This window comes from Streptomyces griseus subsp. griseus (assembly GCF_003610995.1).
Lineage (GTDB): Bacteria > Actinomycetota > Actinomycetes > Streptomycetales > Streptomycetaceae > Streptomyces.
In genome coordinates, this window is the sequence record NZ_CP032543.1 from 6,101,125 (window position 1) to 6,124,639 (window position 23,515).

Consider the following 23,515-nt stretch of genomic DNA (forward strand, 5'->3'; position numbering starts at 1 on the left):
GGCCACCGCCCCTCTCCTGGGTCCATCGCCCTACGTCAGCTGCTCCACCCACACGTTCCGGTAGCGGATCTTGCTGCCGTGGTCCTGGAGCCTGATCGCCCCCGCCGTCGCGGCCTCGGCCGCTCCGCCGCCGGTCGGGCCGTCGACCGCCACGTCGTCGTGGACGGTGACACCGTTCCAGACGACGCTGATCCTGGCGTCCTCCGTCTTGTTGCCGGAGGAGTCGAAGCGGGCGGCGCGGAAGGTGATGTCGTACGTCTGCCAGGTCTCCGGCGCGGTGGCCGCGTTCACGTCCGGGGCCTTCTTCGTGTAGATCGCCCCAGCCTCGTCGTCGGCGAGCGTGTCGTCACCGTAGGAGTCCAGGATCTGCACCTCGTACCGGTCCTGGAGGTAGACCCCGCTGTTGGCGCGGTCCTGGCCGGTCACGTCCGGCGGCAGGTTCGGCAGCCAGAACTCCACGTGCACGCGGAAGTCCCCGAACCCCTGCTTCGTGCGCAGATCGCCGTTCTTGATCTCCATCTCCCCGTCGCTCACCGGCCATTCGGGGGTGCGGCCGTCCGGGTGCTGCCAGGCCGCCTGGCTCGTGCCGTCGAAGAGCGGGATGCGGGCGCCCTTCGGGTGGACGGCGATCATGTCGAGGTTCACATGACCGGTGTCGCCGCTGTCGTAGGAGTACGTGATGGTGTTGCGGCCTTCCTCCAGCTCCAGCTGCTCGTTCTTCGTCGCCCAGGTCTTCCAGTCCGTGGTGGAGGCCAGGCTCGTCTGCCGGACCTTCGTGCCGTTGACGTGGACGCTGATCGTCTTGGTGCCGGGGGCCGGGTTCGGCCCGTTGGAGTAGCGCAGGCCGACGTCGTACGTCCCCGCCTTCTCCGTCCGCACGTCGAAGGTGACGGCCGCGCCCTCGTTGCCGAAGTTGTCGACGAAGCCGCCGCCCGAGTAGCCCGCGTGCTCGGTGTCGACGCCCGCGCCGCCGGTGAGGGCCGCCTCCTCCGCCTCGTACAGGGTCGGCGAAGGCTGGTCACCGGGGAGGGAATTGAGCGTGTACCAGGCTTCCGTGGACCACAGCTCCGTGCCGCTCGCGGAGGAGAAGGGGCGCGGGGAGCGGACGTGCACGACCCGGTTCGGCTTGAGGCCGGGCAGGGCGAGCATGACCTTCCTGCCGTCCTCGGAGAGCGTCGCCGAGCCGACCTTCAGGGTCTCCTCGTCGATCTTGGGGCCGCCGTAGGCGGGGGTGGGCGCGTATGTCCACTGCTCGACCTGGTAGCTCTCGGCGAGCTTCGCCGCCGTCTCCTCCGAGAGCGGCTCGGTGTACTCCAGCTCGAAGCCACCGGGCTTGGCCCGCATCGCCAGGATGTCGAACGCCTTGTCCCCGCTGGGGGAGAGCTTCTGGAGCCCGTACGTCAGCTTGCCCTCCTGGCCCCAGTTGCCGCCCGCGCCGAGCCCGCCGGCGTAGATCGCGCCGTCCGGTCCCATGCTGATCCGGTTGACGCCCGCCTCCAGGCCCTGGGTGAAGCGGAAGACCGCGCCCTGGTACTCGCCGTCGACCTTCTCCAGGTAGGCACGTTGGATCCCGCCGTACGTCACGTCCCCGAACAGCATCTGCCCGGCGAACCGCCCCTCGGTCAACTGAAGAGGTGTGCTGGGTGAGTTGGCTATCTCGTTCTGCGGCAGCCACAGCACCGGCTTGGTGACCGGCTTCGTGTCGAAGGGGCCCGACGGGTTGGTGTAGTGATTGAAGAAGCGGTCCTGCTTCACGTGGACCAGCTTCGAGGACGGCAGCCAGCCGCCCTGGTTGTCCAGGACGAACAGGTCGTCGTCCGGGCCCCAGCCGATGCCGTTGGGTGTACGCAGGCCACCGGCGATGTAGTCGACCTTGCCGGTCTCCTTGTTCACCTTGATGGTCGTGCCCCGGTTCTGGGCCGGCTGCGGATTCGTCGTCGCGCCGCCGTAGTCGATCGCCACCGACAGGTTGAGGTAGAAGAACCCGTCCCGGTAGAGCAGGCCGAAGGCGAACTCGTGGAAGTTGCCGCCGTAGGGCCAGGTGGCCACGGTCCGCCGCTCGTCGATGACGTCGTCGCCGTCCGTGTCGGTCAGCTCGGTCAGCTCGTGCTTCTGCGAGACATAGAGCTTGCCGTCGACGGCCTTGATGCCCATGGGCTCCTTGAGCCCCTCGGCCACCTTCTTCGCCTTCACCCGGTCCGGGCCGGTCTCGCCCTGGACGTCGTCGAGGAGGTAGACCTCGCCGGTCTCGTTGTCCGTGCCGCCCCAGGTCGTCACCGCGAGGCGGCCGTCGGGCAGCCAGTCCATCGCGGAGACCTGCGGCTCGAAGCCCGCCGGGCGCAGATCGGTGAGCGCGTAGTCCGGGTGCGTCTCGGTCAGCGGCAGCCCGTCGCCGGGGGAGTCGAGGGCGCCTTCGCACTCCTTGCGGCCCGGCGCCGTCACCCGTACGACATCGGCGTCCGTGGACAGCACGGAGTTCGGTACGACGGCGAAGTCTCCGGAGCCCGGCGGCTGCCAGGCGAGCGTGATCTGCTGGCCGCCGGTGCGGTCGAAGTGGTCGATCCGGAGGGAGTGGTAGCCCGCCGTGAGGGTGACCGTGCCGTCCTTCGGCTCGGCGCCGTGCAACCCGTCGTGGTCGATGACGAGTTGGTCGTCGATGAGCAGCCGCGACCCGTCGTCGCTGGTCAGGCGGAACGTGTACGAACCGTCCTCGGGCACGTCGATGTTGCCCGTCACCTGCGAGACGAAGTGGTCGTTGAAGCCGAAGTCGTCCGTCGAGTCCCAGTCGATCTGCGGCATCAGCTTGTCGACGTTGGGCGTCTGGCCCGCCTTGATGTCGCACAGCTCGTCCAGGGGCACCTGCACATCGAAGACGCGCAGGGTCACCCCCGGTTCCTGCGGGGGGAGGTCGGCCGGAGCCGCCGGTGCGGCGGTGGCCGGGACGGCGGTGAAGGCGCCGATGAGGAACGAGGCGGCCACCAGGCCGGTCAGGTGCCTGCGGAGCGGTCGGTGCCGCGATGCGGATGGTCTGCGGAAGGGGTGGAACGGCCGTGGATGCATTCTTCCTCCTGGCCCCTCGCAGCGAGAGGCACGTCGCGGCGGTGGGTGGGGCCACCCGTCGCCCGGGGGTGAACGGTTCGGCTCGTGCGGGTCAGGCTGCGTGACCCCGGCGTAACTCCGGCGGGTCGCGACCGAAACAGTAGGAGGCTTCTGCTGACTCCGTCCATACTTCGTCACCACTGTGTTCAAAGTTCGCCGGTCTTCGTGCAAAGGTCTGAACGCGGTGCTCCCGCCGCTGTGGGCCTCCGAGGAGATCCGCCGCGATCCGCGGACGTGGGTGCCCGGGGCGCCGGACCGGGCCGAACTGCCCTGGTGCGCCGATCAGTTGCCTACGTCCCGATGGGGCAACAGTCTCTGACCGTGCCGCTGCGGACACACCCGGTGAACCTATGATCGGCCATGGCATCGAGGGCGAGCGGGGGAGAGCGCTGTGGGCAGTCAAGGACCATTAGATGCCGGGTGGTCGGGCGCACGGGGGCGGCGTGCTCTGGGTCTCGTGATCGTCCCTGTGCTGCTCGCCGGCTGCTCGGGCGGGGGCGCCGACAGCCCTCGTACGGAGGACCGCGAGGCCACCGGCCGCGCCGGCCCGAGCGCGGGGGCCACCGCCGGGTCCGGTGGACCGGCCGAGCCCGACCCCGCCCGCCTGCCCCGGACCCGGGCTGCCGCTCTCGACCTCATCGGCCAGGTCATCGCCGGTCCCGACAGCTTCGGCCCCGGGGTGGTGAAGCGGAGCCCGTACGAGAGTGATCCGGCCACCTGGCCGGTGCTCGGCGCCGACTGCGTCTGGAAGCGGGGCAGGCCGGCCGGCACCGTCCTGGCCACCCGCACCCGGTACTTCGAGGTGCCCGCCGCCGCGGGCAAGGGGCCGGTCCGGCTGGCCGCCGTCGTCACCGTCCACCGCAGCCGCGAGGACGCCGAGTGGGAGATGGCGGAGTCCATCGAGGAGACCATGCGCTGCCCCACGCAACAGCTCACCGCCGACGAGCAGGTCGGCTCCATGGTCGCGGCCGCGCTCCTCGGGGAAGAGGAGGTCCAGCGCAACTCCGACGACGCGCTGACGGAGTTCGGCGAGTACCGCTCCACCGAGCTGGGCGGGCCGCACCCCTACACCTGGCAGCAGGCGCAGACGCACCAGGTCACCGTCGCCGTGACCGGCAAAGGGGCGAAGGGGCGCACGGAGAAGGAGATCGGCGCCCTGGTCACCCAGGCGCAGGCCACGATGCTGGTCCGGCTGGAATCCGCCGTCGAGAAGCAGAGCTGAGGCCGGGCGATGGACGCACTGCGACCGAACGATCCCGCGCGCATCGGCGGACACCGGCTCCTGGGCCGCCTCGGGACGGGAGGCATGGGCGTCGTCTACCTCGGACGCACCGACGCCGGAGCGCTCGCCGCCCTCAAGGTGATCCTCCCCGAGTACGCCGGAGACGCGGATTTCCGGACCCGCTTCCGCCGCGAGGCCGAGGCCGCCCGCCGGGTGGACAGCCCCTGGGCCGTCCCGGTCACCGACGCCGACACCGAGTCCGAAACGCCTTGGCTGGCAACGGAGTTCGTGCCCGGACCCACGCTGTCGGAGGCCGTCGCCCGATGCGGCCCGCTGCCCGCCCGCAGCGTCCGTGTGCTCGGCCGACTGCTCGCCCGCGCCCTGACCGCCGTACACGGGGCGGGACTCGTCCACCGGGACGTCAAGCCGGGCAACGTCCTCCTCACGGCCGACGGCCCCCGGCTCATCGACTTCGGGATCGCCCGCGCCGCCGACGCCACCGCACTGACCGCCACCGGCCTCCTCGTCGGGACCCCGGGCTTCCTCCCGCCCGAACAGGCCGCCGGGGGCGGGGCGGTGGCCGGACCGGCCGGGGACGTCTTCTCACTCGGCTGCCTCCTGGCGTACGCGGCCAGGGGGCGGCCACCCTTCGGCGGCGGGGCCGTCGACGCCCTGCTCTACCGCACGGTCCATGACGCGCCCGACCTCGACGGGATCGACGACCCCGGCCTCCGCACCCTGCTGTCCTGCTGTCTGGCCAAGGCCCCGGCCGCCCGCCCCACCGCCGCCGACCTGGACACCAGGATCACCGAGGACGTACCGAGCGACGGCGCGAGCGTCGACTGGCTGCCCGAGGGTGTCGTCCGCATGATCGCACAACGGTCCGCCGCGATGCTGGAACTGCCCGACATCGACGCCACGGTGAGCGATCCCCCGACGGAACCCGCACCGGCCCGGCGGCGGTTCCTGGCGCTCGCGGCGGGCGGCGCGGTGGCGCTCGGGGCGGGCGCCTTCGCCGCGGTACAGCTGATGGGCGACGAGCCCGAGGTTCGTAGCGGCCCACCTACCGGGCGGCGCTGGACAATTGGCGTACACGCCGACCTGACAGGTCCGCAGGAAGCGGCCGGGCGGGCGCAGGAGCGCGGGGCGCGACTCGCCGTCGACAGGTTCAACTCCCGTACGGACAAGCCCTTCACGCTCACCGTGAAGGTTCTCGACGACCGGGGCGAGCCGGCGCGTGCCGTGCGGGTCGCCGAGGAGTTCGCCCGCGACGGGGATGTGCTCGCGGTCATCGGCCCGACCGGCGACGCGACGACCACGGCCGCACTGCCCGCGTACGACGAGGCGGCGCTGCCCCTCCTGACGGTGTCGTCGCTCCAGATCGCCTACCCGGCCCGCGTCAACTCCGCCTTCTTCCAGGCCTGCCCGTCCTATGCGGCCCTCTCCGTCCCCATCGTCAACCATCTCCTCCTGCGCCCCGACGTGGAGCGCCTCGGCGTGCTGATCGACCGGTCCGGCGGGCAGGCGGCGTACCAGGCGGGGTACGCGGCCAACCTGATGACCCCCAGCCTCACCACCGGCACCACCCATCCACGCGTGGTCCCGGCCGGGACGTCCGACCTCGCGCCGGTGATCGCGGACCTCCTCGCCCATAGCAGCGACGCACTCTTCTACGCGGGCGACGCGGCGGGGGCCGCCGGGGCGGCCCATGCCTTGGCGGCCACGCCCTTCAAGGGGCCGCGCGTGGCCCAACACATCGCCATGAGACCGGAGTTCCTGGAGCGGGCGGGGGAGGCGGCCGAGGGGTGGGAGTTCGTCACGCCGTTCACGGACGCCGGTGCGGCAGCGGGTGCCGCCGACTTCGCGGCCGCGCACCGCAAGCGCTTCGGCAGCGCCCCCGCCGCCTGGTCGGCCGAGGCGTACGACGTCACCGGGCTCGTAGCCCAGCGGGTGGCCGCCTTGGTGGACTCGGCCACGAAGGGCGGTGCGGGGCCCACCACTTCACCGGGCGCCACGCCATCCGGGCCCACCGGCGACGGCCGCCCCACCCGTTCCGCGCTCGCCGCCGCTGTCACCACGTCCACGTACAAGGGCGCCTTCCGCACCTACGCCTTCGACAAGCGGCAGACACTGGTGGGCCAGGACGCCCACCTCCACCGGGTGGAGCGCGGCCGCTTCCGCTATCTCGGCCCGGCCCCGAAGCCGAAGAGCTGACGTGCGGCCCCTCACCTCCCAGGACCCCCGCACGGTCGGCCCGTACCGCACGCTGGCCAGGCTCGGCGCGGGGGGCATGGGCGTGGTCTACCTGGCACGTTCGGCGGGCGGGGCCCTCGCCGCCGTGAAGGTGATCCGCGCCGAGCACGCCGCCGACCCCGGCTTCCGGGCCCGGTTCCGGCGCGAGGCGGAGGCCGCCGGGCGGATCACCGGGCCCTGGGTGGTCCCGGTGCTCGGCGCGGACACGGAGGCGCGGGAACCATGGCTGGCGACCGCCTTCGTCCCCGGTCCGTCCCTGGGCGAGCTCGTCGGGGCCGGGGGCGCACTGCCCGCCGGGACCGTACGCGCGCTCGGGGCGCGGCTCGCGGCGGCCCTGGTCACCGTGCACGAGGGCGGGCTGATCCACCGCGACGTGAAGCCCGGAAACGTGCTCCTCGCCCTGGACGGGCCCCGGCTCATCGACTTCGGGATCGCCCGGCACGAGGGCGCGACCGCCCTCACCGCCACCGACGCGCTGATCGGCACCCCGGGCTACCTCGCACCCGAACAGGCCTCAGCCGGACCGGTGGTGGGCCCGGCGTGCGACGTCTTCTCACTGGGCTGTGTCCTGGTGTACGCGGCGACGGGGCGGCGCCCGTTCGGTGACGGCAGCCCGGCGGGCGTCCTGTTCCGGACGATCCACGAGGAGCCGGACCTCGACGACGTACCGCGCGCACTGCTGCCCCTGGTCACGGCCTGCCTGACCAAGGACCCGGCGGCCCGGCCGGGGGCGGGGGAGGTGCGGGACGCGTTGGGGGGAGGGGGTGCGCGCGACGAGCCGGTGGGGGGTGCCGGGGGCGAGGCGTCGGTGGGCGGAGGCGGGGGGCGGGACCCGCGCGAGGCGCTGGCGGGCGGCGCCGGAGGAGGGGACCCGCGCGAGGCGCCGGCGGAGGGCGCCCGGGGCCCCGACCCGCGCGAGGCACTGGCCAGGCCCTCCCCGTCCGGTGCGCCTCGCGGCTCGCGTGGGCCCGACGATCCCGTCTCCGGTGGGGCTCGCGGCTCGCGTGGGCCCGACGATCCCGTCTCCGGTACGGCTCGCGGCTCGCGTGGGCCCGACGGCCCCGTCTCCGGTGGGGCTCGCGGCTCCCGTACGCCCGACGATCCCGTCTCCGGTGCGCCTCCCCACTCCCGTACGCCCGACGACCCCGCTCCCCGTACGCCTCCCCACCCCCGCAGGCCCTCCGCCCCCGCACTCCACCCCCGTACTCCCTCCGACCCCGCGTCCCACCTCCGTACGCCCTCCGACCCCGCCGCCCTGACCCCCGCCACCGCCCCGACACCCCCGGCCCCCTGGCAGCTCCCCGGCCTCTCTGCCCTGATCGCCGAACGTTCGGCCGCCGCCCTCGCGCTGCCCGACCCCGAGCCCCTCCTCCCCGCCACCGTCACACCGGACGCCGGCCCGCCCCCCTCCCTCACCCGCCGCAGGCTCCTCACCGCCGGGGCCGTGCTCCTGACGGGTGGCTCCACGGCGGCCTGGATCGCCATGCGCCGGCGAGACGGAAGCGCATCCGGACCGCAGGACGACCTCCCCACCCGCACCATCGGCCTCCATGCCGATCTCACCGGACCCGGTCGCGCCACCGGCCTGGCCCACCGGCGTGGCGCGCAACTCGCCGTCGACGACCACAACTCCCGTACCGGCAAAGCCTTCCGCCTGGCCCTACGCGTCGAGGATGACGCCGGGGACGCGGCGCGGGCGGTGCGCACGGCCGACCGGCTGGTGGCCGACCCCCAAGTCATCGCCGTCCTCGGGCCGACCGGTGACGTGCTGCCCGAGGCGGTCGTCCTGCGGTACGGAGAGGCGCGGCTCGCCACGGTCGTCGTCGCGGCCGGGTCCGCCACCGGGGCGTGGGACGCGGGCCTCCAGCTCTGTGTGACCCGCCCCTACGACGACAGCCTCGCCCCCGGCCTCGTCAGCTATCTGGTCCACACCCGTCCCGCCGAACGCATCCTCCTCGTCGTCGACGAGGCCGACCCCGACCGGAGCTGGAAGACCGGCTCAGCCTTCCGGGACGCGAACCTCACCGGTACCACCCTCACCGAACACCCCCTTCCCGACGGCGAGTCGGGGTTCCGCCCGGCGGCCCGCCGAGCCACCGCCGTCCGGGCCGACGCCGTGGTCTACACGGGCGGCTCCGCACCCCGGGCCGCCCGCCTCGCCACCGCGCTCGCCGCCGAGGGCTTCACCGGTACAAGGGCCGGAGCCGGACCCGCCCTCGGGCCCGCTTTCCTCCGGGGCGCCGGGAGGGCGGCCGAAGGCTGGGTCTTCGCCGAGGCGTACGCGGACGCGGCGGTGCTCCCGACGGCCGCGAAGTTCACCGCCGCCCACCGCAGGCGCTTCGGCGTCCCGCCCGCCACCTGGGCCGCCGAGGCGTACGACGCGGTCGGCCTGATCGCCCGGGCCTCGGCGGCGACGAGCGCGGGCGGCGAGGAGCGCGGCGGGCTGGCACAGCGGCTGATCCGGACCGAGCACCGGGGCATCGTCCGCACCCTGGCGTTCCAGACCTCGACACGCCAGGTCCGGCATGCGGGCGGGATCCACCTCTACCGGATCGAGAAGGGCCGGCCCCGCTTTCTCGGGCCGTACGGCGAGCTGTGACCGCGGAAACGAAGGCCTGCGGAGGGCACCGGCAAGTGAACCGTTGCCCAGGCGTGAAGATCTCCTGCGGCCGTGCTTAAGAAATCCTCGATGGACCCGGGGCACCGCCGTACGGCAGCCTTCTGGGTGACGGCCGGAGACGGCACGTGGAGCCGCACGGGCGTGTTCCGTCCCGTCCCGCCGTACCCCCGCCCCCACCATGGGGGTGGAGAACCCCCGAAGACCACCCCGGGCCGCAGGGCTCCTCCGACAGGCCCCAAGGCCCGGGGTATCCACCACCCGCGTACCACGTGCAGGGAGCCGCAGCCGTGAAGGCACTCGTCAAGCAGAAGGCCGAACCGGGACTGTGGCTGATGGACGTGCCGGAGCCGGAGTACGGCCCCACCGACGTCCTGATCAAGGTCCTGCGTACCGGGATCTGCGGCACCGACCTGCACATCCGCGCCTACGACGGCTGGGCCCAGCAGGCGGTCACCACCCCGCTGATCCTCGGCCACGAGTTCGTCGGCGAGGTCGCGGCCCTCGGCTCGGACGTCGCGGACATCGCGGTGGGCGACCTGGTCAGCGGCGAGGGCCACCTCGTCTGCGGCAAGTGCCGCAACTGCCTCGCCGGCCGCCGCCACCTCTGCCGCTCCACCGTCGGCCTGGGCGTCGGCCGGGACGGGGCGTTCGCGGAGTACGTGGTCCTGCCCGCCTCCAACGTGTGGGTGCACCGGGTCCCCGTCGACCTCGACATCGCGGCGATCTTCGACCCGTTCGGCAACGCCGTGCACACCGCGCTCTCCTTCCCGCTGGTCGGCGAGGACGTCCTGATCACCGGCGCCGGGCCGATCGGCATCATGGCCGCCGCCGTCGCCAAGCACGCTGGCGCCCGCAACGTCGTCATCACCGACGTCAGCGAGGCCCGCCTCGCCCTCGCCCGCAAGGTCGGCGTCAGCCTCGCCCTCGACGTCGCGGACCGCACCATCGCGGACGGCCAGCGTGAGCTGGGCCTGCGCGAGGGCTTCGACATCGGTCTGGAGATGTCCGGCCGCCCCGAGGCGATGCGCGACATGGTCGCGAACATGACGCACGGCGGCCGCATCGCGATGCTCGGCCTGCCCGCCGAGGAGTTCGCCGTCGACTGGTCCCGGATCGTCACCTCGATGATCACGATCAAGGGGATCTACGGCCGCGAGATGTACGAGACCTGGTACGCCATGTCCGTCCTGCTGGAGGGCGGCCTCGACCTCGCCCCCGTGATCACCGGCCGGTACGGCTTCCGCGACTTCGAGGCGGCCTTCGACGACGCGGCGAGCGGACTCGGCGGCAAGGTCATCCTCGACTGGACCGTCTGAACCGCCGAGCCTCTTCTCGCAATACCGTCCTCTCGCCTTCTCGAACCTCCCGAACGCCTCGAACCTCTTCTCGCGTCCCTTTTAAGGAATCCAGCATGTTCGAATCCGTACGCGACGATCTGCGCACCACCCTCGACGAGATCCGCGCCGCCGGGCTGCACAAGCCCGAGCGTGTGATCGGCACCCCGCAGTCCGCGACCGTGGCCGTCACCTCCGGCGGCCGCGCCGGTGAGGTCCTCAACTTCTGCGCCAACAACTACCTGGGCCTCGCCGACCATCCCGAGGTCATCGCCGCCGCCCACGAGGCGCTGGACCGCTGGGGCTACGGACTCGCCTCGGTCCGCTTCATCTGCGGAACCCAGGAGGTCCACAAGGAGCTGGAGGCGCGGCTTTCGGCCTTCCTCGGCCAGGAGGACACGATCCTCTACTCCTCCTGCTTCGACGCCAACGGCGGTGTCTTCGAGACGATTCTCGGCCCCGAGGACGCGGTCATCTCCGACGCCCTCAACCACGCCTCGATCATCGACGGCATCCGCCTCTCCAAGGCCCGGCGCTACCGTTATGCCAACCGCGACCTGGCCGACCTGGAGAAGCAGCTCAAGGAGGCGTCCGGCGCCCGCCGCCGGCTGATCGTCACCGACGGCGTCTTCTCCATGGACGGGTACGTGGCCCCGCTCCAGGAGATCTGCGACCTGGCCGACCGCTACGACGCCATGGTCATGGTCGACGACTCGCACGCCGTCGGCTTCGTCGGCCCCGGCGGCCGCGGCACCCCCGAGCTGCACGGCGTCATGGACCGCGTCGACATCATCACCGGCACCCTCGGCAAGGCGCTCGGCGGCGCTTCCGGCGGTTACGTCGCCGCCCGCGCCGAGATCGTCGCCCTGCTGCGCCAGCGCTCGCGCCCGTACCTCTTCTCCAACTCCCTCGCCCCGGTCATCGCCGCCGCGTCCCTCAAGGTCATCGACCTGCTGGAGTCCGCGGGCGACCTGCGCGACCAGCTCAACGCCAACACCGCGCTCTTCCGCACCCGGATGACCGAGGAGGGCTTCGACATCCTGCCCGGCGACCACGCCATCGCCCCCGTCATGATCGGGGACGCGGCGAAGGCAGGCCGGATGGCGGAGCTGCTGCTGGAGCGCGGTGTGTACGTGATCGGGTTCTCGTACCCCGTCGTCCCGCAGGGGGCCGCGCGCATCCGCGTCCAGCTCTCGGCCGCGCACTCCACCGCCGACGTCAACCGCGCCGTGGACGCGTTCGTGGACGCGCGGGCGGCCCTGGAGGCGGAGACCGCCTGACCTGCCGACCGGGTCGGGGACTCGCCGCGACCTGGGACAATGGGCACATGATCGATGCGCGGCGGCTGCGAATCCTCCGTGCGGTGGCCGACCACCGCACGGTGACCGCGGCCGCCGCCGCGGTGTACCTGACCCCCTCCGCCGTCTCCCAGCAGCTCGCCGCCCTGGAGCAGGAGACCGGCCACCGCCTCGTCGAACGCGGTGCGCGCGGCGCCCGGCTCACCGCCGCCGGGGAGATCCTGCTCAGCCACGCCAACGTGGTCCTGGCCCAGCTGGAGCGGGCGGAGGCGGAGCTGGCGGACTACAGCGCGGGCGTCGCCGGTACGGTCACGGTCGCCGCGTTCGCCACCGGCATCGGCCTCGTCCTCGCCCCCGCCCTCACCGAGCTGGCCCGCACCGCACCCGGCATCCGGGTCAAGGTGCAGGACGCGGAGGGCGACGCGAGCGTGCCGATGGTGCTGGACCGGCAGGTGGATGTGGCGGTGGCGGTGGAGTACCGGGGCGCCCCTGCCGAGGATGACCGCCGCCTCACTCGCGTACCCCTCTACTCGGAGCCGTTCGACGCGGTGCTCCCGGTGGCCCACCGCCTCGCGGACCAGGACCACGTGGCGGTCGCGGACCTCGCCAAGGACCCGTGGATCGGGCCGTACCCGGGGAACCCCTGCCATGACGTGGTGGTCCTGGCCTGCGAGCATGCCGGTTTCGCGCCCCGTCTGGAGCACTCGTCGGACGACTTCCGGGCGGTGGTGGCGCTGGCCGGGGCGGACGCGGGGGTGGCCCTGGTGCCGAGGTCGGCGCTGCGCGGGATGGAGCTGACCGGGGTGGTCGTCCGCCCGGTGGAGGGCAGCGCCCCCACCCGCCGCGTCTTCGCGGCCGTACGCCAGGGAGCCGAGGGCCATCCGCTGATCCGGCCGGTGCTGGACGCGATGGAGGCGGTGGCGGTACGGGAGGCGGGGCTGGCGCGGGTGTGAGCGGTGCTCAGCGCTCGTCGGCTGTGAGCGGTGCTCAGCATTGCGGGCGGGGAGCGCAGGTGTGAGCGGTGCTCAGCATCGCGGGCGGGGCTCATGGGGGTGGGCGGTGCTCAGGACGGGGGGCGGGGGACGCGGACGTGAGCGGTGCTCAGGGCCCGTCGGCTCGGCTCGTGCGCCGGATTCTTGCGCCCCATCGCCGCCCGCCGGGCACAGGCGCCTCCGCCCGCCCCGGGTCGTAGAGGATCTGCCAGCACACCAGCGCCACCAGGATCCCGATCGTCGCCCACGCGGGCAGCCGTACGCCCAGCGGGGCGAGCGCCACGGCCACCGCCACGCACGGCACTCCCCAGCCCAGCACCCACACCCGGTCGGCCCGCTCCGCCAACGGCAGCGTCGCGACCACGCCCGCCGCGAAATACCCCGCCATCGCCCCGCACAGCAGCCAGTGCTGCCCCTTCGGCAGTACGTCGTCGAAGTGGGCGACCGCCGAGCCGAGGGCGGTGGCCAGGGCGACCAGGAAACCGGTCATCACCGCGTGCAGGAGCATCGCCAGCCGAGGCGGGAGCGCGTCCTTGCGCAGGTGCGGGATGCCGTTGGTGCCGTACAGCAGGCTCAGCGTGCAGATCCCGGCCAGCAGCCCGAACGCCCCGAGCCCGGTGGCGGCCAGCGGCAGGTCCCAGTCGTCGCGCTCCGACGCGGCGTCGATGATCTGGATGACCCCTTCGCCCAGCACGATGATCACGTACAGCCCGAGCCGTTCGCCCATGTGCGCGGTGTCGATGCGCGACTCGCTGAGCTGAGGCTGCGCGGGCCCGGGCGAGGCGGTGTGCGGCGGGCCCGGCGGCGGCCGGTCACCCCGGTGTGCGGCGGCCCGCTCGGTCACGCGCCGGAGAGTGCGGCCGCGGGTGGCGACCAGCAGGGTGACGATGTCGACGGCGATGCCGAGCGCCCAGAGCCAGTAGCGCCACGGCGTCGGAACGAGGAGCGAGACGAGCCAGGGCAGCGCCCCCGAGCCGAACTGGGCCAGTGGCCAGTCCACGACGACGCTGCCCCGCTGCCAGACGCGGCCCGCCTGCCAGCGCAGGGCGACATAGGCGAGGACGAAGGTGATCGCGTGGTGGGTGAGGACCGCGTGGACGGAGGCCGCCATCACGGCCATGCCGAGCATCGCGATCAGCAGGGTGCGGACGCGGGTGGCGGAGGCGGCGATGTCCCCGTAGACGGCGAACCCGGCCCAGACGGTCCAGAAGGCGAGGTAGAGGACCCCGTACAGGGCGAGGTCCGCCAGGTGCGGCCCGTCGTGCAGGAGGTGGGCCAGCTGCCCGGCCCCGGCGACGACCACCAGGTCGAAGAACAGCTCGTTCCACCCGGCGTGCCGCTCGGGCTGGGCCGCCACGGAGGAGGCGCTCGGGTCCGCGGGCTGCTCCATGGGCCCATGGTCACTGCGGGCGGCCCCGCGAAGCGCGCCGAGTGTAGGCCGAATGGCGACCCGCACCCCGCCCGGGCTCCGGTGGGGTCAGCCCGCCGGCTGGAGCAGATCCCACCGGTTGCCGTACAGGTCCTCGAAGACCGCGACCGAGCCGTACGTCTCGTGCCGGGGCTCCTCCAGGAAGCGCACCCCTGCCGCGCTCATCCGGGCATGGTCCCCCGCGAAGTCCTCGGTGTGCAGGAAGAAGCCGACCCGCCCGCCGGTCTGCGCCCCCACGCTCGCCACCTGCGCCCCGTCCTTCGCGCGGGCCAGCAGCAGCCCCGTACCGGCCGCCGCCCCACGCGGGCGCACCACCACCCAGCGGGAGCCGTCACCCCGGTCGGTGTCCTCCGCCAGCTCGAAGCCGAGCGCGTCGCGGTAGAAGGCGACGGCCTCGTCGTAGTCGCGGACGACCAGGGTGACCAGGGCGATGTGGGACATGGGGCTCTCCAGGGGATCGAGACGTGGTTATACGTAACACTACCGTCGGCGCCGTCGATGAGGACGGGCACCGGCGTCAGCGCGCCCCGGGCGCTTGGCGATAATCGCGCGATGAGGATTTCAGACCCCCGGGGCTCCAGACCCGAGCCCCTGCCCGTGATCTCCCCGCGCGGAGAGTTCGACATGGACAACGTCACCTCGCTGGGAGCGGAGATCGAGACGGTGGCCGCCGTCCACGGCGGGCTGGTCCTGGACGCCAGCAACATCACGTTCGCCGACTCCTCCTTCCTGCGCATGATCCTCGACGTCCACCAGCGCACCGACCTGCGCATCGCGGCCCCCACCCAGCGGGTCGCCCGGCTGTTCGACCTGGCGGGCGTCGACACCTACCTGCGGATCTACCCGACCCTGGATACCGCCCGCACGCCCTGACATGACGCACCCACGAGCATCCGCAGGCTGCTCAACGCGGTGGCGGTGTGAACCTCCCACGCCCCCGCGCCTTTGAGGACGAGCCCCCGCCCCCGCACAATGCCCCGCATGGACATCCTCGACGCCACGACCACCCGCGGCCTCGCCGACGCGGCCGACCGGGCCCGCCGCCTCGCGGAGACCGGGCGGCGGCGCATCCTCGGGATCGCGGGGCCTCCCGGGGCCGGGAAGTCCACCGTGGCGCAGCGGCTGGCCGAGGGGCTGGAGGGGCGCGCCGCCCTCGTTCCCATGGACGGCTTCCACCTGGCCGGTGCCGAGCTGGACCGGCTGGGCCGGGCCGGCCGGAAGGGTGCCCCGGACACCTTCGACGCCGCCGGGTACGCGGCACTCCTGCGGCGGCTGCGTGACCCGGACCCGGCCCACCCGGTGTACGCCCCCGCCTTCGACCGGGCCCTGGAGGAGCCGGTCGCCGGGGCCCTGGCCGTGCCGCCCGACGTGCCGCTCGTCATCACCGAGGGCAACTACCTGCTGCTGGAAGACGGGCCGTGGGCGGAGGTGCGCGGGCTGCTGGACGAGGTCTGGTTCCTGGACCTCGACCCGGAGGTCCGGGTGCGCCGGCTCGTGGAGCGCCATGTGCGGTACGGGAAGCCTCCGGCGTACGCGCGGGCGTGGGTGGAGCGCTCCGACGAGGCGAACGCCCGCCTGGTGGAGAGCGGCCGGGAGCGGGCCGACGTGGTGGTGCGGCTGCCGTCGTGACCGCGCCGCCCGCCAAGGGCGTACGGGTGCGAACCCGTTCGCATACGTCCCGCCCGGCGGGCAGGATGCAGGGAGCCGTGCCCTGTCGCGCCCCGCACCCCCTCACCGCCAGGAGGCCCCGATGTCCAGCCCGAACCCGCCCGCGCCGCCCCCCGTGCCCTTCACCGCCGAGGTCTACCGGGCCCGGATGGCGAAGGCGGCCGAGTCCGCCGCCGCGGCCGGGCTGGCCGGGGTGATCGTCGCGCCCGGGCCCGACCTCGTCCACCTCACCGGCTACCGGCCCGTCTCCACCGAACGCCTCAGCCTCCTCGTGCTGCGGGCCGGCGAGGAGCCCGTCCTGGTCGTCCCGACCCTGGAGGCGCCCGACGCGGCGGCCGCCGCCGGGGCTCCCGCGCTCGCCCTGCGGGACTGGACCGACGGCGTGGACCCGTACGCGGTGGCCTCCCCGCTGCTCGCGGCCCAGGGCCGCTTCGGCGTCAGCGACAACGCCTGGGCCATGCACCTCCTCGGCCTCCAACGGGCCCTCCCCGACACCACGTACACCGCCCTCACCGAGGCGCTCCCGATGCTCCGGGCGGTGAAGGACGGCGCCGAGCTGGAGCGCCTGACGGCGGCGGGGGCGGCGGCGGACGCCACGTACGAGGAGATCCTGAAGGTGCGGTTCTCCGGCCGCCGGGAGACTGATGTGGCCGCCGATCTCGCCGCCCTGCTGCGGCACTTCGGCCATTCCCAGGTCGACTTCACCGTCGTCGGCTCCGGCCCCAACGGCGCCAACCCGCACCACGAGGCGGGTGAACGCACCATCGAGCGCGGCGACATGGTCGTCCTGGACTTCGGCGGCCTGAAGCACGGTTACGGCTCCGACACCTCCCGTACGGTCCATGTCGGCGAGCCCACCGCCGAGGAGCAGCGCGTCCACGACATCGTCCGCGAGGCCCAGCAGGCGGGGTGCGCCGCCGTCCGGCCCGGCGTCGCCTGCCAGGAGATCGACCGCGCCGCCCGCGCGGTGATCACCGAGTCCGGCTACGGCGACCGGTTCATCCACCGCACCGGCCACGGCATCGGTGTCACCACCCACGAACCCCCGTACATGATCGAGGGCGAGGAGCAGCCGCTCGTCCCCGGCATGTGCTTCTCCGTGGAGCCGGGCATCTATCTCCCCGGCCGCTTCGGGGTCCGCATCGAGGACATCGTGACCGTCACCGAGGACGGCGGCCGCCGCCTCAACGCCACCGCGCGCGAGCTGGCGATCGTCGAGTAGCCGACGGAGCCGGGCAGTTCAGTCGTCCGCCAGCACCACGCACGACTCCGGCGGCAGATGCAGCACCCCGTCCGGCCCCGGCGCCTCGACCGGCTCCCAGGCCGCCACCACCCGTCCGCCGACCCGGCGGTGGCGGCCGGAGCCGAGCGGGATCGCGGCCGGCCGGTCCGCCAGGTTGACCGCGACCCGCAGATCACCCCGCCGGTACGCGATCCAGCGGGCGTCCTCGTCGAACGCGGTCTTCACCGAGGCCAGGTCGGGGTCGTGGAGGTCGGGCAGCGTCCGCCGCAGCGCGATCAGTTGGCGGTACCAGGCGAGCAGCCGGGCGTGCGGCTCGCGCTCCGGTTCGGACCAGTCCAGACAGGAGCGGTCACGGGTGGCAGGGTCCTGCGGGTCGGGGATCTCCTCCTCCGCCCAGCCGTGCGCGCCGAACTCCCGCCGCCTGCCGTTGCGTACGGCCTCCGCCAGCTCCGGATCGGTGTGGTCGGTGAAGAACTGCCACGGCGTACGCGCCCCCCACTCCTCGCCCATGAACAGCATCGGTGTGAAGGGACCGGTCAGCACGAGGGTGGCGGCGCACGCCTGGAGCCCGGGGGAGAGGGAGGCGGCGAGGCGGTCGCCCAGGGCCCGGTTGCCGATCTGGTCGTGGGTCTGGGCGTAGCCGACGAAACGGTGGGCGGGGGAGCGGGAGACGTCGACCGGGCGGCCGTGGGTGCGGCCCCGGAAGCTGGAGTACGTCCCGTTGTGGAAGAAGGCAGAGGTCACCGTCTTGGCCAGGGCGGCGAGCGGGGCCCGGGCGAAGTCCGCGTAGTAGCCCTGGGACTCGCCGGTGAGCGCGGTGTGCAGGGCGTGGTGGAAGTCGTCGTTCCACTGGGCGTGCAGCCCGAGGCCGCCCGCCGGGCGCGGGGTGGTGGTGCGCGGGTCGCAGAGGTCGGACTCGGCGATCAGCCCCAGCGGCCGCCCCGCCTCCACCGCGAGCGCGTCGACCGCCGTCGACAGCTCCTCCAGGAAGGTGAGCGCCCGGGTGTCGGCGAGCGCGTGCACCGCGTCCAGCCGCAGTCCGTCCAGCCGGTAGTCCCGCAGCCAGGCCAGCGCGCTGCCCAGCAGGAACGCCCGCACCTCGTCCGAGCCCGGGGCGTCCAGGTTGACCGCCGCGCCCCACGGGGTGTGGTGGGTGTCGGTGAAGTACGGGCCGAAGGCGGGCAGGTAGTTGCCGGAGGGGCCCAGGTGGTTGTGGACCACGTCCAGGACCACGCCGAGCCCCAGCCCGTGCGCCGTATCGACAAAGCGCTTAAGTCCCTCGGGCCCGCCGTACGGCTCGTGCACCGCCCAGAGCGAGACCCCCTCGTACCCCCACCCGTTGGTGCCGGGGAACGGGCAGACCGGCATCAGCGACACATGGGTGATCCCCAGCTCCGCCAGATGGCCCAGCCGGGCGGCCGCCGCGTCGAACGTGCCCTCCGGGGTGTACGTCCCCACGTGCAGCTCGTACAGGACCGCGCGGTTCAGTCGCCGCCCCGCCCAGCCGTTGCGCCAGGCGTACGCCTCCTGGTCGACGACCGCGCTCGGGCCGTCCGGCCCGTCCGGCTGGCGCCGCGAACGGGGGTCCGGCAGCAGCGGCCCGTCGTCCACGCGGAACCCGTAACGCTCCCCGTCCGCCGCCTCCGCCTCGGCGCTCCACCACCCCTCCCGCTCCGAATCGCGCTCCATCGGATACCGGACCTCCGCCGCCTCCAGCACGACCGTGTCCGCCTCGGGGGCCCACACCTCGAACCGCATCCACCACTCCTCGTCGTAACGGATCGTCGGACCGCCGGACGGCGGCCCGCACGGCCCCGGGGCCAGCCCCGCGACCGGCGCACCCGGCCCGCGACCGCGCACCCCTGGAACCGGCCCGTCACCGGCCATTAAGGTCTGGTCCTGATCATTGCCCGGCCTGCTCCCCGCTCATACAGGCTCCGTTCATCCGTACGGCTCATGGAGGCCCCGATGCCCGTACCGCAGTTCCCGCCCGGCTTCCTCTGGGGAGCCTCCGCCTCCGCCTTCCAGACCGAAGGGGCGGTGGACGCCGACGGCAAGGGGCCCTCGGGGTGGGACGCGTTCGCCGCGCAGCCCGGCCGGATCAAGGACGGCACCGACACCACCCGCGCCACCGGCTTCCACGCCCGCTACCGCGAGGACGTCGCCCTGCTCTCCGGGCTCGGCGCCGACGCCTTCCGGTTCTCCATCAGCTGGCCCCGTGTCGTCCCGGGCGGCAGCGGCGCCGTCAACGCCGACGGCCTCGGCTTCTACGACCGGCTCGTCGACGAGCTCTGCGCCCACGGCATCACCCCCGCCCCCACCCTCTACCACTGGGACACCCCGCTCCCGCTGGAGGAGGCCGGCGGCTGGCTGGACCGGGACACCGCCTACCGCTTCGCCGAGTACGCCGGAATCGTCGCCGAACGGCTCGCGGACCGGGTCCCGATGTGGATCACCATCAACGAACCCGCCGAGGTCACCATGCTCGGCTACGCGCTGGGCGAGCACGCCCCCGGCCGCACCCTCCTCTTCGACGCCCTGCCCGCCGCCCACCACCAGCTCCTCGCCCACGGCCTCGCGGTCCGGGCCCTGCGCGCGGCGGGCGCCGACAACATCGGCATCGCGCTCTCCCACGCCCCGGTGTGGGCGGCCGGGGACTCCGACGAGGACCGCGCCGGAGCCGGACTGTACGACCTCCTCACCAACTGGCTCTTCGCCGACCCCGTCCTCACCGGCCGCTACCCCGACGAGGCCGTCGCCGCCCTGATGCCCGGCCAGGTCGCCGACGACCTCAAGATCATCTCCACCCCGCTCGACTGGTACGGCGTCAACTACTACAACCCCACCCTCGTCGGCGCCCCCCGGCCGGAGGCCCTGGAGACCTTCTCCGGCTTCGCGATGCCCGCCGAACTCCCCTTCGGGATACGCGAGATCGAGGGGTACGAGAAGACCGGCTTCGGCTGGCCCGTGGTCCCCGAGGGGTTCACCGAGATCCTCACCCTGCTGCACCGTCGCTACGGCGACCGCCTCCCGCCGCTCCACATCACCGAGAACGGCTGCGCCCTGGACGAGCCGCTCGCCGACGACCGCCGGATCGCCTACCTGGAGAGCCACCTCACCGCCCTGCGCGCGGCGATGGACGCCGGGGTCGACGTACGCGGCTACTTCACCTGGTCGCTCACCGACAACGTGGAGTGGACGGAGGGAGCCTCGCAGCGGTTCGGCCTGGTCCATATCGACTACGAGACCCTCACGCGTACGCCGAAGGCCTCGTACGCCTGGTACCGCGAGCTGATCCGCGCCCAGAAGCAGCGGAATCCGGGAATCCGGGAGGTCGAAGGGGCTTACGCACAGCCCCCCGAATGATCAATACTCCCGCCATGGTCGCTTCATGGTGGTCCCAGGCCCGACTGGGGATCTTCGTCCACTGGACACCCGCCTCCGTCCCCGGCTGGGCCCCGCCCTACGTCCCGCCGGGCGAACTCCCGGCGGCGGGCCGGCGTGCGCCGCTGGGCTGGACCTCGTACGCCGAGTGGTACGAGAACTCCCTCCGCTTCCCCGGCTCCCCGGCCGCCGCCCACCACCGCGCCACCTACGGCACCCGCCCCTACACCGGCTTCGGCCGCGACTTCGAGGACGGGCTGAGCGGCTGGGACCCGGCCGCCTGGGCGCGCTCCTTCCGGGAGGCGGGCGCCGGGTACGCGGTGCTGGTCACCAAGCACCACGACGGCTTCTGCCTCTGGCCCTCCGAGACCCGCAACCCGCACCGCACCGGCTGGCACACCACCCGGGACGTGGTCGGCGAGTTCGCCGAAGCCGTCCGGGCCGAGGGCCTGCGGTTCGGCGTCTACTACTCCGGCGGACTCGACTGGACCTTCGACGACCGGCCCATCGGCACCGCCGCCGACATGTTCTCCGCCGTCCCGCGCGGCCGCTACCCGGCGTACGCCGACGCCCAGCTGAGGGAGCTGATCCGGCGCTACCGCCCCGACATCCTCTGGAACGACATAGCCTGGCCGGCCTCCGCCACCGAGATCCGCTCCCTCACCGACTTCTACCGCTTCACCGTCCCGCACGGCGTCGTCAACGACCGCCTGCTCCCGTACGCCCCGCACTGGCGGGCACTGAACCTGCCGGGCGCCAAGTCCCTCTACAACTGGTGGGACCGGCGCACGGTGGCGCAGGGCGAGGGCTTCGTGCCGCGCACCCCGCCGGACTTCGACTTCCGTACGCCGGAGTACGCCCGGTACACCGGCTCCGACCCGTACGAGATCACCCGGGGTATCGACCACAGCTTCGGCTACAACCGCAACTCCGGCCCGGACGCCTTCATCGACCGCCGCGCGCTGACCTCACTGGTCCGCGACACGGCGGCCGACGGCGGGAACCTGCTGCTCAACGTGGGACCGCGCGGCGAGGACGCGACCATCCCCGCCGAGCAGCAACTCCGCCTGGACTGGCTCGCCGAGGAGTCGGCGAGCGGATCACTCAGCCCTGAGGGAACACCAGGTCGATCCGCTCCTGAGTGACGGGATGACCGGCGCGGGCGAACGCGGCCGCCATCGGCGCGTTCCCCCGGTCGGTCGCGCCCGCGATGGACTCCGCGCCCCGTTCGACCAGAGAACGGGTGCACTCCACCAGCAGGTCGTAGCCGTAGCCGTGACCGCGCGCCTCGGGGACGACCCCGATGAAGCCGATGCACGGCCCGGACGGGTTGTGCGCCGGGACATGGATGCCCGCCACCTCGCCGTCCGGCGTGTACGCGAGCTGCCACCACTCCCGGGGCGAGGGGCACCAGCGGAAGAAGTCCAACTCCTCCTGGGCCGCCGCCTCCAGCCCGCCCGGCCCCTCGATCGCCCGCCGGGCGTGGGCGTCCAGGGTGACCGAGTGGACCCGGCGCAGTACGTCGAGGATCACGCCGTCGTCCGGCTCGGGGCGGAAGGTGAGCCGGCCCGGCCGCTCGGGCAGCGGGCACTCGGGCGTCCACGTGTAGCGGTAGCGCTCCACGAGCACCTCCATCCCGGCCGCCCGCGCCGCGTCGATCCGCGCCTCGGCGGCGGCCCGGACGTCGGGCGCCTCCCGCCAGCCGGGCGGCACCAGCAGGGAGTATTCGCTACGGAAGGGGGCCCGGCGCAGGAGTTCGGCGCCCGCCGCCTCCTCGCCCGGCGCGAAGTCGAACCAGTCGAGGGCGATGGGCGCGGTGTCGTCGGGGGCGCCCCACCAGGCCGCCCTGGCCACCAACGTGCCGTCGCGCAGGGCGGCCCAGGTCCAGTCGGGGCGGTAGTCGCCGCCGTCCGCCACGGTGGCGTAACGGTGGCCGAAGGCGCCACGGCCGACGAGAGCGGTGTCGTGCAGGGAAAGGAAGAGATCGGCGTCGCTCGGGGTGAGCGCGCGAATGACCAGATCGGTCATGAAGGTGTCCTCCGGGGACGAGAGACCGCGCTCCCGGCCGGACGTCGGACGTTCCAAGACGTCAGACGGGGTCCGGCACCGCCCGGTGGACGGGGCGGGGGCGCGGGGACGAGAAACTGCGGATGCCGGTCACGCCGGTGGTGTCGTCACGCACGGTCCCGCCTCCCTCCACGACTTCCTCGGCCTCCATGAGCCGGGGCCGATGTCGGTAGCGACCGTAGCCGCGGCCCGGAGACCCTGTCCAACGATTAACGCACCGAGCCCTGGTGCAGGTCAGCACGGGCGGGGAGTGGGGCCGTTCTGGACACGTCGGCCCCCTCGGCCCGACAATCGTCGATGTGACGTCCTCCTCCGAGTTCCACACGTATCCCGCGCGGCTGTCGGACGCCCAGCGCGACCGTGTCCTCGGCGTGCTCAGAGAGGGTGCCGCACAGGGCAAGCTGTCGCACGACACCTTCATGCGGCGCATGGAGCTCGCCCTCGTCGCCCGCCGTCCCGAGGAGCTGGCGGCCCTCACCTCGGACCTGGACACCGGCAGCCGCTTCTCGCAGGGGCTCGTCCGGGCCGTCGGCGGGATATCCGCCTTCCCCGGACGGCTGCGCCGGGCCTGGCAGACCGAGCGGCTCCCGAAGCTGCTGCTGCCCGCTCCGGGCCCGTATCCGCTGCTCATCGGCCGCGACCCGGGCAACGGACTGCGCCTTAACCACGAGACGGTCTCCCGGCTGCACGCCGAACTCACCGTCCAGCACGGCCGCTGGATCCTGCGCGACCTCGGCTCCACCAACGGCACCTGCGTCAACGGCCAGCGGCTCGTCGGCTCCATCCCGGTGCGCGACGGGGACCAGGTGAGCTTCGGCCGGATGAGCTTCCGCCTGACCACCCCGTCACTGCGCCCGCCCGCCTGATCCGGCCCCCGCGCCACGGCACCCCCTCACCCGAACGGGC

At 73.4% G+C, this 23,515-nt stretch carries 17 protein-coding genes; 12 read left to right on the top strand and 5 right to left on the bottom strand.

All coding sequences use genetic code 11. The features are described 5' to 3' along the window. Positions 1-30: 30 nt before the first annotated feature. Positions 31-3,060: a 3-keto-alpha-glucoside-1,2-lyase-like domain-containing protein gene (locus D6270_RS27400; protein WP_109163024.1), complete on the bottom strand. Its 3,030-nt coding sequence runs from the start codon at positions 3,058-3,060 to the stop codon at positions 31-33. 487 nt (positions 3,061-3,547) lie between these two features. On the opposite strand from D6270_RS27400, the gene D6270_RS27405 reads away from it, so the two are divergent. The 6 genes from D6270_RS27405 to D6270_RS27435 all read left to right on the top strand — a co-directional run bounded on the left by D6270_RS27405 (position 3,548) and on the right by D6270_RS27435 (position 12,779). Then, positions 3,548-4,321, top strand: a complete 774-nt coding sequence (locus tag D6270_RS27405; protein WP_204117185.1) for a hypothetical protein — start codon at positions 3,548-3,550, stop codon at positions 4,319-4,321. Between the two features lie 9 nt (positions 4,322-4,330). After that, positions 4,331-6,535, top strand: coding sequence for a bifunctional serine/threonine-protein kinase/ABC transporter substrate-binding protein (locus D6270_RS27410; RefSeq protein WP_109163022.1), 2,205 nt, complete (start codon positions 4,331-4,333; stop codon positions 6,533-6,535). A gap of 1 nt (position 6,536) precedes the next feature. Further along, positions 6,537-9,173: a bifunctional serine/threonine-protein kinase/ABC transporter substrate-binding protein gene (locus D6270_RS33415; protein WP_225976961.1), complete on the top strand. Its 2,637-nt coding sequence runs from the start codon at positions 6,537-6,539 to the stop codon at positions 9,171-9,173. A 308-nt stretch (positions 9,174-9,481) separates the two neighbouring features. Then, complete coding sequence (gene tdh, locus D6270_RS27425; RefSeq protein ID WP_109163021.1) at positions 9,482-10,510, top strand: L-threonine 3-dehydrogenase; 1,029 nt, start codon at positions 9,482-9,484, stop codon at positions 10,508-10,510. 95 nt (positions 10,511-10,605) lie between these two features. Beyond that, entirely contained in the window at positions 10,606-11,808 is a 1,203-nt protein-coding gene (locus tag D6270_RS27430; RefSeq protein WP_109163020.1) for a glycine C-acetyltransferase, read from the top strand. Between the two features lie 47 nt (positions 11,809-11,855). After that, positions 11,856-12,779, top strand: coding sequence for a LysR family transcriptional regulator (locus tag D6270_RS27435; RefSeq protein WP_109163019.1), 924 nt, complete (start codon positions 11,856-11,858; stop codon positions 12,777-12,779). Between the two features lie 148 nt (positions 12,780-12,927). On the opposite strand, the gene D6270_RS27440 is transcribed toward D6270_RS27435, so the two are convergent. Beyond that, positions 12,928-14,208: a low temperature requirement protein A gene (locus D6270_RS27440; RefSeq protein ID WP_109163018.1), complete on the bottom strand. Its 1,281-nt coding sequence runs from the start codon at positions 14,206-14,208 to the stop codon at positions 12,928-12,930. A gap of 87 nt (positions 14,209-14,295) precedes the next feature. After that, positions 14,296-14,688: a VOC family protein gene (locus tag D6270_RS27445; protein WP_109163017.1), complete on the bottom strand. Its 393-nt coding sequence runs from the start codon at positions 14,686-14,688 to the stop codon at positions 14,296-14,298. Positions 14,689-14,799: 111 nt separating this feature from the next. Between D6270_RS27445 and D6270_RS27450 the strand changes: the two genes are divergently transcribed. The 3 genes from D6270_RS27450 to D6270_RS27460 all read left to right on the top strand — a co-directional run bounded on the left by D6270_RS27450 (position 14,800) and on the right by D6270_RS27460 (position 17,137). Then, positions 14,800-15,120, top strand: a complete 321-nt coding sequence (locus D6270_RS27450; RefSeq protein ID WP_225976962.1) for an STAS domain-containing protein — start codon at positions 14,800-14,802, stop codon at positions 15,118-15,120. A 108-nt stretch (positions 15,121-15,228) separates the two neighbouring features. Then, positions 15,229-15,876 carry a nucleoside/nucleotide kinase family protein gene (locus tag D6270_RS27455; RefSeq protein ID WP_385104098.1) on the top strand — a complete coding sequence of 216 codons (648 nt, stop codon included), beginning with the start codon at positions 15,229-15,231 and terminating at the stop codon, positions 15,874-15,876. A gap of 121 nt (positions 15,877-15,997) precedes the next feature. Next, positions 15,998-17,137, top strand: coding sequence for an aminopeptidase P family protein (locus D6270_RS27460; protein ID WP_109163014.1), 1,140 nt, complete (start codon positions 15,998-16,000; stop codon positions 17,135-17,137). A gap of 18 nt (positions 17,138-17,155) precedes the next feature. Here the strand turns inward: D6270_RS27460 and treZ are convergent, their stop codons facing one another. Next, a complete protein-coding gene (gene treZ / locus D6270_RS27465; RefSeq protein WP_109163013.1) occupies positions 17,156-18,916 on the bottom strand; it encodes a malto-oligosyltrehalose trehalohydrolase in 1,761 nt (586 codons plus the stop codon). Between the two features lie 210 nt (positions 18,917-19,126). On the opposite strand from treZ, the gene D6270_RS27470 reads away from it, so the two are divergent. Next, on the top strand, positions 19,127-20,524 hold the full coding sequence (locus D6270_RS27470; RefSeq protein WP_109163012.1) for a GH1 family beta-glucosidase: 1,398 nt from the start codon (positions 19,127-19,129) through the stop codon (positions 20,522-20,524). 14 nt (positions 20,525-20,538) lie between these two features. Beyond that, positions 20,539-21,687: an alpha-L-fucosidase gene (locus tag D6270_RS27475; RefSeq protein ID WP_109163011.1), complete on the top strand. Its 1,149-nt coding sequence runs from the start codon at positions 20,539-20,541 to the stop codon at positions 21,685-21,687. On the opposite strand, the gene D6270_RS27480 is transcribed toward D6270_RS27475, so the two are convergent. Beyond that, positions 21,647-22,570, bottom strand: a complete 924-nt coding sequence (locus D6270_RS27480; protein WP_109167250.1) for a GNAT family N-acetyltransferase — start codon at positions 22,568-22,570, stop codon at positions 21,647-21,649. The two genes, D6270_RS27475 and D6270_RS27480, sit on opposite strands and share 41 nt — an antisense overlap. Before the next feature lie 338 nt (positions 22,571-22,908). On the opposite strand from D6270_RS27480, the gene D6270_RS27485 reads away from it, so the two are divergent. Then, positions 22,909-23,475, top strand: coding sequence for a DUF1707 and FHA domain-containing protein (locus D6270_RS27485; protein WP_109163010.1), 567 nt, complete (start codon positions 22,909-22,911; stop codon positions 23,473-23,475). The last annotated feature ends 40 nt before the right edge of the window (positions 23,476-23,515 follow it).

Excerpts from the sequence above, each read along its gene's own strand:
- D6270_RS27455 (WP_385104098.1), top strand. The coding sequence starts at position 15,229 with ATGGACATCCTCGACGCCACGACCACCCGCGGCCTCGCCGACGCGGCC.
- D6270_RS27400 (WP_109163024.1), bottom strand. The coding sequence starts at position 3,060 with ATGCATCCACGGCCGTTCCACCCCTTCCGCAGACCATCCGCATCGCGG.
- D6270_RS27475 (WP_109163011.1), top strand. The coding sequence starts at position 20,539 with ATGGTCGCTTCATGGTGGTCCCAGGCCCGACTGGGGATCTTCGTCCAC.
- treZ (WP_109163013.1), bottom strand. The coding sequence starts at position 18,916 with ATGCGGTTCGAGGTGTGGGCCCCCGAGGCGGACACGGTCGTGCTGGAG.
- D6270_RS27450 (WP_225976962.1), top strand. The coding sequence starts at position 14,800 with ATGAGGATTTCAGACCCCCGGGGCTCCAGACCCGAGCCCCTGCCCGTG.
- D6270_RS27470 (WP_109163012.1), top strand. The coding sequence starts at position 19,127 with ATGCCCGTACCGCAGTTCCCGCCCGGCTTCCTCTGGGGAGCCTCCGCC.
- D6270_RS27440 (WP_109163018.1), bottom strand. The coding sequence starts at position 14,208 with ATGGAGCAGCCCGCGGACCCGAGCGCCTCCTCCGTGGCGGCCCAGCCC.
- D6270_RS27435 (WP_109163019.1), top strand. The coding sequence starts at position 11,856 with ATGATCGATGCGCGGCGGCTGCGAATCCTCCGTGCGGTGGCCGACCAC.
- D6270_RS27460 (WP_109163014.1), top strand. The coding sequence starts at position 15,998 with ATGTCCAGCCCGAACCCGCCCGCGCCGCCCCCCGTGCCCTTCACCGCC.
- D6270_RS27430 (WP_109163020.1), top strand. The coding sequence starts at position 10,606 with ATGTTCGAATCCGTACGCGACGATCTGCGCACCACCCTCGACGAGATC.
- D6270_RS27480 (WP_109167250.1), bottom strand. The coding sequence starts at position 22,570 with ATGACCGATCTGGTCATTCGCGCGCTCACCCCGAGCGACGCCGATCTC.
- D6270_RS27445 (WP_109163017.1), bottom strand. The coding sequence starts at position 14,688 with ATGTCCCACATCGCCCTGGTCACCCTGGTCGTCCGCGACTACGACGAG.
- D6270_RS27410 (WP_109163022.1), top strand. The coding sequence starts at position 4,331 with ATGGACGCACTGCGACCGAACGATCCCGCGCGCATCGGCGGACACCGG.